Raw genomic sequence first — 11,282 nt, 5'->3', positions numbered from 1 at the left:
AATTAATTCAGTCGGAGTCTATACTCCGACTGAATTAATTTCAGCCTCCGGCGGATGCCACAGATTTTAAAAGGTAGTTTTTCGAGCTTAAGATCAAAGACTAAAAACGCCACGGCCTGATGTCTTCGTCTTTGTGACCCACATCGTGTGGGCCTAAAATATCTGGGCGCAAATACGCCGAGGCGTATTTGATAAAATTGTCTGGTGGCAAGTGCTACCAGACTTCTTTATTTTTCGACCTCCATATTCGGGTTGGTTTTTATTTTGATATTATTTTATGATATTATCATGTTATTACAATGTTATTGTTAGTGGGATTATACATAAAGGAGAAATAGTATGAAAAGACGTACAGCACGACAAAAAGCTTTGCAATCGTTATTTCAAGTTGATGTAAGCGAAAGTGACCCAAAAGAAGCGATTGAAAGTGTACTTGAAGAAAAGTCTTCAGATCCTTTCTTGGAGCAACTCGTTCATGGAGTTGTCCAATATCAAGAAGAAATTGACGCCTTACTACGAGAACACCTAGAAAAATGGAATCTAGAAAGACTTGCAAATGTAGACCGCTCGATTTTACGAATCGCAGTTTATGAAATGAAATACGTGGAAGAAATCCCTGTAAAGGTAAGTATTGATGAGGCAATTGAACTTGCAAAAGAATTTGGAGATGATAGCTCTAGTCGTTTCATCAATGCAATTCTATCGAAAATAAAAGAGACTTTAGTGAAATAAGACCACCTTTTTTAAAAATAGAAGAAAAAATTTTTCAATAGATAAAAGGGAGAGTTGAGAAATGACAGCAGAGATAATAAGTGGGAAAGAATTAGCGCAAACAAAACGCAATGAACTTGCAGTCGAAGTACAGAAATTATCACAGGAAGGAATCGTTCCTGGTTTAGCTGTGCTATTGGTTGGAAATGACCCAGCTTCAAGATCATATGTTAAGGGAAAGGATAAAGCGTGTAAGGAAACCGGCATCCATTCCTTAATGCTAGAATATCCGGAAACCCTCACAGAAGAATTTTTACTGGGAGAAATTGATCGTCTAAATCAAGATCCTTCCATCCATGGAATTCTGGTTCAATTACCATTGCCAAAAACAATTAATGAAACAGCTGTTATCGAAAGAATCTCACCTGAAAAAGATGTGGATGGCTTCCATCCGATAAATATTGGAAGAATGATGATTGGACAAGATGCCTTCCTTCCATGTACTCCATTTGGAATTATTGAAATGGTGAAATCAAAACAGATTTCAATTGATGGTAAGCATGTAGTTGTTGTTGGAAGAAGCAATATTGTCGGAAAGCCGGTTGGTCAACTCTTCCTTAAAGAAAATGCTACTGTTACATATTGCCATTCTAGAACGAAAAACTTAAAAGAAATGACCCTTCAAGCGGATATTTTGGTTGCTGCAGTTGGTAGGGCGAACTTTATTCCAGGGGACTATATTAAAGAAGGTGCAGTGGTAATCGATGTTGGTGTAAACCGTCTTGAATCTACTGGAAAGCTTGTTGGCGACGTTGTCTTTGATGATGCAAAGGAAAAGGCAAGCTATATTACACCCGTACCCGGTGGAGTAGGACCAATGACAATTACAATGCTTCTGCATAATACAGTTCAATCAGCAAAGAACTCTGCCCTTCTTTCAAGGAAGTAGGGATGGGTTAGAATGTATCAGAATCGCTATTTAACCGTTACGGCTCTAACGAAATATATTAAGCGTAAATTTGATGCTGACCCGCATCTTCAGGATGTTTGGGTGAAGGGCGAAATCTCAAATTTTAAAGCGCATAGTCGCGGACATATGTATTTTACGATTAAGGACGGACAAGCACGAATTCAAGCTGTTATGTTTGCCGGTAACAACCGTGAGTTGAAATTTACTCCAGAAAACGGGATGAAGGTATTACTGCGCGGTGAGGTTACAGTATTTGAATCAAATGGTAATTATCAGCTCTATGTAAAGGAAATGCAGCCAGACGGAATTGGGAATTTATACTTAGCTTATGAGGAAATGAAGAAACGTCTTGAGGCAGAGGGGCTTTTTTCGCAAACGCATAAAAAACCAATCCCAAAAATCCCGCATTATATCGGGATTGTGACATCGCCTACTGGCGCTGCAATCCGTGATATAATCATAACGATTAGACGTAGATATCCAATTGCGAAAGTAATTGTTTTTCCGGCATTAGTCCAAGGCGTAAATGCAGGACCTTCTGTCGTAAAGGCCATTCAAAAAGCAAATGAATTTGAAAAAATTGATGTTCTTATTGTCGGACGTGGTGGTGGATCGATTGAAGAGCTTTGGGCTTTTAATGAGGAAACCGTAGCACGAGCGATTTTTCATTCGAAGGTACCAATTATTTCGGCGGTAGGACATGAGACCGATATTACGATTGCCGATTTTGTTGCAGACCTCCGTGCACCAACACCAACAGCGGCAGCTGAATTGGCTGTTCCGCATATAGCCGAGCTTTCCGAACGTTTATTAGTGAGACATACACGTTTATTACGTGCTATGAAGGAAAAGCTGATAAATGATACGAATCGATTAGATGCGTTGAAAAAATCCTATGCTTTTCGTTTTCCGAAAAATCTTTATGACCAAAAAGAGCAACAGCTTGACCGCTTGGTAGAACGTTTAGAAAGAGAAGGGGCATTGCAAATCTCTCGTAAGCACGAGGGATTTCAAAAGCTAAAGCTAAGGTTGCAGCATAACCATCCAAGTGAGAAGCTTATTCAGGCAAAGCAAAAGCAGGACCTACATACGAAAATGCTTGTAAAGGAATTCACACAAATTCTAAAACAAAAGCAATATGTTTTTTCATCAACTGTAGCGAAGGTTGAAGCACTTAGTCCATTAAAAATTATGGACCGTGGCTATAGCCTCGTATATGATCAGGAAGAACATTTAGTGAAAAGTGTACAGCAAGTTGAATCGGGGAATCGAATTAAAGTAAAGCTTACGGATGGTCATCTTGACTGTGAAGTAATTGAGGTAGAGGAGAGACAATAAATGAGTGAAGAAAAGGTATTATCCTTTGAGGAAGCCATGGAGCAGCTCGAACAAATTGTTGAGCGTCTTGAAGAAGGAGATGTCCCTTTAGAAAAAGCGATCACTTATTTCCAAGAGGGAATGCTGCTTTCAAAGCTTTGTCATGACAAGCTTCAGCATGTCGAAAAGCAAATGGAGCAAATCTTGCGTGAAGATGGCGAACTCGAGCCGTTTACGATTCAGGAGGAAGAATAAATAGTGGGACCAACTGGGGTAGAGCAATTTTTAGACGTACAAAAGAAAAATATTGAAGAGCAGCTGCCAAAGTATGTTTCACACTTATCAGCTCCGAAAATCATCAAGGACGCCATGCATTATTCCCTTGAAGCGGGTGGGAAACGGATTCGCCCGTTATTGGTATTAGGTACGCTTCAATCCTTTGGTAAAGATGTGAATATCGGCATACCAACTGCGTGTGCAATCGAAATGATACATACGTATTCGCTTGTTCATGATGACCTTCCGAGTATGGATGATGATGATCTTCGAAGGGGAAAGCCTACCAATCATAAGGTATTTGGAGAGGCAATCGCGATTTTAGCAGGAGATGCCCTTTTAACTTATAGCTTTCAGGTCATTACTGAATCCATGAGAGACCATATCTCTCCTGAAAAAAAGCTATTGCTCGTTACTGAATTAGCAAAAGCTTCAGGACCTGAAGGAATGGTTGGGGGACAGGTAGCCGATATGGAAGGCGAGGGAGCTGTCTTAAATCTAGAAGAACTGGAATACATTCATCGCCATAAAACTGGAAAATTATTAGCATATAGTGTAATTGCAGGGGCGATTCTTGCAGATGCTACTAATGAACAGCTTGATAGGCTCACCCAATTTGCGCATCATTTAGGCTTAGCCTTTCAAATTCGTGATGATATTTTAGATATTGAAGGAACAGAAGTTGTTCTTGGGAAACCGGTCGGCAGCGATACAGGTAATCATAAAAATACATATCCTGCTTTACTAACGCTTGAAGGTGCAAAGGAAAAATTAACCTTTCATATAGATGAAGCAAAGCGGTTTTTATATAGTGTTGATATGAAACATGATATACTAGACTATATGTGCAATCTAATCGCATCTAGAGATCATTAAATATACTTAATCGGATGTTCAAAAGTCCGGTAAAAATGACACATCGAATTTCTTCGTTGGCTTGCTTTTCCGTTGCTCACGTATTAACAACATACGTTCCGCTACTCAAAGCTACGCCGCCTCGAACTTTCGACGCACAGGATGTGCTAGTGTCGACAATGCCACAGGACGTGGCGTTTTGTCGACGTGGTCCTTTTTATCCTCCTTTTGAACGCGTATATTAACTTTAAAGTATATGACAGCTGAATAGTAAATGAAAGTGAGTGAAACCTTTGGATCTTCTAAGTATTAAAGACCCTAAGTTCCTTAAAAATATGTCAATAGATGAATTGAATAAATTAAGTGAGGAAATCCGTCAATTTTTAATAGAGAAACTCTCAAAGACGGGTGGCCATATTGGCCCTAACCTTGGGGTTGTTGAATTAACAATTGCCTTACATAAGGAGTTTGACAGTCCAAAGGATAAATTTATTTGGGATGTTGGTCACCAGTCCTATGTGCATAAAATTTTGACGGGACGCGCCTGCGAATTTGATACATTGCGTCAATATAAAGGACTATGTGGGTTTCCGAAGCGTATTGAAAGTGAGCATGACGTTTGGGAAACTGGACATAGCTCAACGAGCCTTTCCGCTGCTATGGGAATGGCTGTTGCGCGTGATGTTAAAGGTGAAAAGAACTTTGTCATTCCCATTATTGGTGACGGTGCCTTAACAGGTGGAATGGCATTGGAAGCGTTAAATCATATTGGACATGAAAAGAAAGACATGATTGTCATTTTAAATGACAATGAAATGTCAATCGCGCCAAATGTAGGTGCTCTTCACCATGTCCTTGCAAGATTACGTACGGCGGGTAAATATAATTGGGTAAAAGACGAGCTTGAGCTATTACTTAAGAAGATACCTGCTGTAGGTGGAAAGCTAGCAGCAACTGCCGAGCGCGTAAAAGATAGCCTTAAATATCTGCTTGTTTCAGGAGTATTCTTTGAGGAACTAGGATTTACGTACCTTGGCCCGATTGATGGGCATAATTTTGAGGATTTATTTGAAACCCTTGAATATGCTAAGAAAACGAAGGGACCAGTATTAGTTCATGTAATCACGAAAAAAGGAAAAGGCTATAAGCCAGCTGAAACAGACACAGTCGGAACATGGCATGGAACAGGTCCATATAAAATTGAAACAGGTGATTTCGTTAAACCGGAAAATGCACCTCCAGCATGGAGTGCTGTCATTAGTGAGACCGTACGGAAAATAGCAAAAAAAGATAAGCGAATTGTCGCGATAACACCTGCAATGCCTGTAGGTTCAAAGCTCGAAAAGTTTGCGAAGGAGTTCCCAGAGCGCATGTATGATGTGGGAATTGCGGAACAACATGCAACTACGATGGCTGCTGGGCTTGCAACGCAAGGTTTGAAGCCGTTTCTTGCTATTTATTCGACGTTTTTACAACGAGCATACGACCAGGTGGTACACGATGTGGCTCGTCAAAATCTAAATGTATTCATCGGAATCGATCGTTCTGGCTTAGTAGGAGCGGATGGAGAAACACATCAAGGGGTGTTCGATATTCCTTTTTTAAGACATATCCCTAATATGACCATCATGATGCCTAAGGATGAGAATGAAGGTCAACATATGGTGAATACGGCAATACATTACGATGACGGACCGATCGCCTTGAGATATGCAAGAGGGAATGGCTTTGGGGTCGAAATGGATGAAGAGCTTAAGCTTATTCCAATTGGTTCATGGGAGATTGTGAAACCCGGCACAGATGCTGTTATTTTAACGTTTGGCACAACGATTCCAATGGCACTTGAAGCAGCTGAACTACTTGAAAAAGAAGATATTTCAGTAAGAGTTGTAAATGCACGCTTTATTAAACCACTCGATAATGATATGATGCATCAAGTTCTAGGCTCAAATCTTCCTGTATTAACAATAGAGGAATCCGTGTTAATGGGAGGGTTTGGAAGTGCTGTCCTTGAATTCGCACATGATCATGATTATCAAAATGCCAAAATCGATCGGATGGGAATTCCTGACCAATTTATTGAACATGGAAGCGTCAATGAACTCCTTCATGAAATTGGAATGACAACAGAGAACGTGGTTGAACGTATTCATAAGCTCGTACCTAAGAAGAAAAGAGTGTAGTCATGGGTACAAAAAAAGAAAGACTCGATGTTTTATTAGTTGAACGTGGCTTAATTGAAACGAGAGAAAAAGCGAAGCGTTCAATCATGGCTGGTCTCGTATTTACAAATGAGGAGCGACTTGATAAACCAGGAGAGAAAGTGGAAATTGATATCCCACTTACTGTGAAGGGAAATGTCATTCCCTATGTTAGTAGGGGTGGCCTGAAGCTTGAGAAAGCGATAAAAGACTTTGATCTAAATATAAAAGATAAAATTATGATTGATGTTGGCTCCTCAACTGGAGGCTTTACGGATTGTGCCCTCCAAAACGGCGTCAAGAAATCATATGCTCTTGATGTAGGGTATAATCAACTTGCATGGAAGCTACGAAACGATGAACGCGTGGTTGTTATGGAAAGGACTAATTTTAGGTATGTGACTCCTGCTGACCTCCAAAGTGGATTACCGGAGTTTGCTACAATTGATGTCTCATTTATCTCATTGCGCTTGATTTTACCCGTTTTAAAAACACTTCTTGTTTCAAACAGTGATGTTGTCGCGCTTGTAAAACCACAATTTGAAGCTGGAAAAGAGCAGGTTGGTAAGAAGGGAATTGTTCGTGACCCGAAAACTCATGAGGCTGTGCTGACACATATTATTGAATTTTCCTTAAAGGAAGGGTATGACTGTATCAATTTATCATACTCGCCCATCACCGGAGGAGAAGGAAATATCGAATTTTTACTTCATTTACGCTGGAATGGACAAGCTGAAACTGGTGAAAACAAATTACCTGTTTCCGAACATGAGGTTGTCGAAAGCGCCCACGTCAACTTAAAGAAAGAATAATGAAAAGGGGATAGCTTCTATGCTGTCCTCTTTCTTCTTGGGAAAAATTAATACCTCATCCATACTGTTAACCTTAAAACCACTAAAAAAAATGTACAATTTTGTCACAATCGGCTAACATAGGAGGTAATAACACAGTAACTTTAATCACGGATGTCACCGCTGATTGAAGTTATAGCCTCCGGCGGATGCCACGATTTTTCAAAAGTAGTTTTCGAAGCAGTAAGATCGAAGACAAAGGACGCCACGTCCTGTGGCAACTTCTTCATGATCCACATCGTGTGGGTCTAAAAATCGGGCGCAAATACACCAAGGCGTATTTGATAAAGTGAGAGCGAGGAATTTATGATGAATAAGGGCCAAAGACATATTAAAATACGTGAAATCATTACGAGCAATGATATAGAAACACAGGATGAAATTGTTGATATTTTAAAAAGTGAAGGGTACAACATTACCCAAGCGACTGTATCCCGTGATATTAAAGAGCTTCATCTAGTCAAGGTGCCAATGATTGATGGGCGTTATAAATACAGTCTACCAGCAGACCAACGTTTCAATCCGCTTCAAAAGCTTAAACGCTCATTGATGGATGCTTTTGTAAAAATTGATTCAGCAGGGCATATGCTTGTGATGAAAACTCTTCCGGGGAATGCAAATGCAATTGCAGCCTTAATCGATCATTTAGATTGGGAAGAAATTTTAGGAACAATAAGTGGCGATGACACCATTTTAATTATTTGCGAAACTCCAGAGCAAACAGGAACAGTCTCAAATCGTTTCCTAGAAATGCTGTAACGTTGGAGAGTGGAATAAGGAGGTGTAGGAATTGTTAGCAGAATTATCAATTAAGAATTTCGCCATTATTGAATCCCTTTCAATTTCATTGGAAAAAGGTTTAACTGTCCTGACTGGTGAAACGGGAGCGGGAAAATCCATCATTATTGATGCTGTTCATTTATTGGTGGGTGGCAGAGGTTCTGTAGAATTTGTCAGATATGGAGAAGAACGTGCAGAAATAGAGGGTCTATTTTTAATCGAAGATGACAATCACCCATGTTACGCAAAAGCTGAAGAGTTTGGTATAGAAATTAGCGAAGGAATGGTTGTTTTACGAAGGGATATTTCGAAATCGGGAAAAAGTGTTTGTAGAATTAACGGAAAACTCGTCACCATCTCCATACTTCGTGAATTTGGGAGAACATTAATCGATATTCATGGTCAGCATGAGCATCAGGATTTGATGAATCAGGAGCAGCATATTTATATGCTTGACCAATATGGTGGAAAATTAATAAACCAAGCCCTACAGGAATATCAAGCGGTTTATAAGAACTTTTTACATGTGAAGCAACGTTTAAAAAGCTTTAATGAAAATGAACAAGAGATGGCTCATCGTCTTGATTTAGTCCAATTTCAATTAAATGAAATTGGAAAAGCCGAACTACAGCCTAATGAGGATGTAGAATTAACAGAAGAAAGAAACAAAATTTCTAATTACGAAAAAATCTTCAAAGCCCTTCAAAATAGCTATAACGCTCTTTATGGAGACCAAAAAGGTCTAGATTGGGTTGGACTAGCTATGAATCATGCCGAAGATGTAATGGAAATTGATAAAGAATTAAAGAATATCCATGAGACCATCTCAAATAGCTTTTATTTATTAGAGGAAATTTCTTATAAAATACGCGATCAGCTTGACGTATTAGAGTTTGATCCAGCAAGACTCGATTTTATTGAAGGTCGTTTGAATGAAATTTCACAATTAAAGCGGAAATATGGCCGATCCGTTGAGGAAATTCTCGAATATGCAGCGAAAATTGAAGATGAAATCGACACAATCCAAAATCGGGAGCAGCATATAGGTAAGCTTAAGGAAGAGCTTGAGTCCATTCTAGAGGATGTAAAGCTTGAGTCAGAAAATGTTTCACAACTTCGAAAAAGGCTTGCAAAAGAGCTCATTGATAAGATAACCAAGGAATTAAAAGACCTCTATATGGAAAAAGCGAAATTTGATATTAATTTTTTTGAGGATTCGCCTATTAAATTCACTCCAAATGGGAAAGATGATATTGAATTTTATATTTCAACGAATCCCGGTGAGCCACTTAAGCCTTTAGCAAAAATTGCCTCAGGTGGAGAATTATCGAGGATTATGTTAGCAATAAAGAGTATTTTTTCAAAACATCAAGGTGTTACCTCCATTATTTTTGATGAAGTAGATACAGGTGTAAGTGGCCGTGTTGCTCAAGCAATTGCAGAAAAAATTTATGGGGTATCTGTAGGCTCTCAGGTTCTATGTATTTCTCACCTTCCGCAGGTTGCGGCAATGGCCGATACTCATTTGTTTATTGCGAAGGAAACGGTTCAAGGAAGAACGACCACATCGGTTACCCCACTTGATGAAACTGAAAAAATTAAGGAAATTAGCCGCATGATTTCCGGAGTAGAAATCACGGATTTGACAAAAGAGCATGCAAAAGAATTATTAAGCCTAGCAAAAGAAAGCAAATTTGCACGACAAATGGTAAATCACTGAAGCTCAAACGAAAGACGTATGTGATGATTAGCTTTATACAAAGTTAAGAGCGATTTTTATTTGTAATGCTATCCAAATTGGGTAGCTTTTTTAATCTCTTAGTGGTTATAAATGTTGCCCTGGAAGGTCAAATTAAAGAATGTAGCCATAACTTTTGATAGTGGGGTTTCAAATCTCAACGGCAGATTTGATTCAACTATGGCGTGGGATAGGAGCGAGGAGAGTGAAAAGTAAATGAAAACAGATAAAATTAGATATATAATCGGTACATTTCTCCTTGTTTCATTGATGGCTTTAGGGTTTTTCAAGCCGCTAAAAGAATATATAGAAATTCCTAAACACCTTACTTTATTTGAAGGACAAGATTTCACAGTTCAATCCTCATTACCAGTCACGACAACTGTTCAGGATTCCACTTTTGCCTTTTCATCGGCTACACGTGATCAACAGATCCAGGTTGCTGCTAATCAAAGCGGTGAAGGTGAGATGATGGTTGAATTAGCTGGTGTTCCAGTTAAAAAGGTGAATGTTAATGTTTTATCTGACTTTAAAGTGATACCTGGTGGTCAATCAATTGGGGTGAAACTAAATACGCTTGGTGTATTAGTTGTTGGTCATCACCAAATTGATACGGAAGATGGAAAACAGTCCCCTGGTGAAATTGCTGGAGTTCAGGTGGGCGACATTATTAAAGAAATTAACGGTAAAAAGATTGAAAAAATGAGTGATGTTGGACCATTTGTACAAGAATCCGGTAAAACAGGGGAAGCGTTAAACCTAGTAATTGTCCGAGACAACGAGGATATTAAGGCGAAGCTAATGCCATTAAAGGATAAGAACGATGAGGCATATCGAATTGGACTGTATATCCGTGATTCAGCTGCTGGTATAGGGACGATGACCTTCTACCATCCTGAAACAAAGAAATACGGAGCACTAGGACATGTTATCTCTGACATGGATACGAAAGAGCCAATCGTTGTATCTGATGGGCAAATTGTAAGATCAACAGTTACCTCCATTGAAAAAGGAAGCAATGGTGACCCTGGTGAAAAGCTTGCACGTTTTTCAGCGGATAAGGAAATTATCGGGAACATAAAACGTAATAGTCCATTTGGCATTTTTGGTGAGCTAAACAAACAAGTGAATAACGGCATAATGGATCAGCCGCTCCCAATTGCACTTTCACACCAAGTAAAGCCAGGACCTGCAAAAATTTTAACCGTAGTTGAGGATGATAAGGTTGAGGAATTTGACATTGAAATTGTGAGCGCTGTTCCTCAAAAAATTCCTGCAACAAAAGGAATGGTCGTTAAAATAACGGATAAACGCCTTTTAGATAAAACTGGCGGTATCGTTCAAGGGATGAGCGGTAGTCCGATTATCCAAGACGGTAAATTAATTGGAGCAGTTACCCATGTATTCGTAAATGACCCGACAAGCGGATATGGTGTCCATATCGAATGGATGTTAAGTGAAGCGGGTATTGATATTTATAAAAAGGAACAAAAGAAAGCGAGCTAAAAATGCTCGCTTTTTCTTATTTTTTATGTCGCCAAAAGGTGACCGAGATTATATAATAAAATCAAATAAAGATTATT

At 39.2% G+C, this 11,282-nt stretch carries 10 protein-coding genes; all 10 read left to right on the top strand.

Annotation, left to right across the window (positions count from 1 at the left end):
* The first annotated feature begins 339 nt into the window (after nt 1-339).
* The 10 genes from nusB to spoIVB all read left to right on the top strand — a co-directional run bounded on the left by nusB (nt 340) and on the right by spoIVB (nt 11,205).
* The gene (gene nusB, locus V7147_RS08870; RefSeq protein WP_335367494.1) at nt 340-732 is read left to right on the top strand and encodes a transcription antitermination factor NusB; all 393 of its coding nucleotides are present in this window, start codon (nt 340-342) and stop codon (nt 730-732) included.
* A 61-nt stretch (nt 733-793) separates the two neighbouring features.
* Nucleotides 794-1,660, top strand: coding sequence for a bifunctional methylenetetrahydrofolate dehydrogenase/methenyltetrahydrofolate cyclohydrolase FolD (gene folD / locus V7147_RS08865; RefSeq protein ID WP_335367493.1), 867 nt, complete (start codon nt 794-796; stop codon nt 1,658-1,660).
* Between the two features lie 12 nt (nt 1,661-1,672).
* On the top strand, nt 1,673-3,019 hold the full coding sequence (xseA, locus tag V7147_RS08860; RefSeq protein ID WP_335367492.1) for an exodeoxyribonuclease VII large subunit: 1,347 nt from the start codon (nt 1,673-1,675) through the stop codon (nt 3,017-3,019).
* Nucleotides 3,020-3,253, top strand: a complete 234-nt coding sequence (locus tag V7147_RS08855; protein ID WP_335367491.1) for an exodeoxyribonuclease VII small subunit — start codon at nt 3,020-3,022, stop codon at nt 3,251-3,253.
* Nucleotides 3,254-3,256: 3 nt separating this feature from the next.
* Nucleotides 3,257-4,150: a polyprenyl synthetase family protein gene (locus V7147_RS08850; protein ID WP_335367490.1), complete on the top strand. Its 894-nt coding sequence runs from the start codon at nt 3,257-3,259 to the stop codon at nt 4,148-4,150.
* A gap of 272 nt (nt 4,151-4,422) precedes the next feature.
* On the top strand, nt 4,423-6,312 hold the full coding sequence (gene dxs / locus V7147_RS08845; RefSeq protein ID WP_335367489.1) for a 1-deoxy-D-xylulose-5-phosphate synthase: 1,890 nt from the start codon (nt 4,423-4,425) through the stop codon (nt 6,310-6,312).
* A 2-nt stretch (nt 6,313-6,314) separates the two neighbouring features.
* Complete coding sequence (locus V7147_RS08840) at nt 6,315-7,142, top strand: TlyA family RNA methyltransferase (protein ID WP_335367488.1); 828 nt, start codon at nt 6,315-6,317, stop codon at nt 7,140-7,142.
* Between the two features lie 348 nt (nt 7,143-7,490).
* The gene (gene ahrC / locus V7147_RS08835) at nt 7,491-7,940 is read left to right on the top strand and encodes a transcriptional regulator AhrC/ArgR (protein WP_335367487.1); all 450 of its coding nucleotides are present in this window, start codon (nt 7,491-7,493) and stop codon (nt 7,938-7,940) included.
* Between the two features lie 31 nt (nt 7,941-7,971).
* A complete protein-coding gene (gene recN, locus V7147_RS08830) occupies nt 7,972-9,681 on the top strand; it encodes a DNA repair protein RecN (RefSeq protein WP_335367486.1) in 1,710 nt (569 codons plus the stop codon).
* Nucleotides 9,682-9,915: 234 nt separating this feature from the next.
* Nucleotides 9,916-11,205, top strand: coding sequence for a SpoIVB peptidase (gene spoIVB / locus V7147_RS08825; protein WP_335367485.1), 1,290 nt, complete (start codon nt 9,916-9,918; stop codon nt 11,203-11,205).
* Nucleotides 11,206-11,282 lie beyond the last annotated feature (77 nt).

Source organism: Bacillus sp. JJ1521, assembly GCF_036965165.1.
In the GTDB taxonomy this organism is placed as follows: Bacteria; Bacillota; Bacilli; order Bacillales; family Bacillaceae_L; genus Ferdinandcohnia.
The sequence above is the reverse complement of the archived record's forward strand: the minus strand, read 5'-3'. Positions and strand labels throughout refer to the sequence as shown.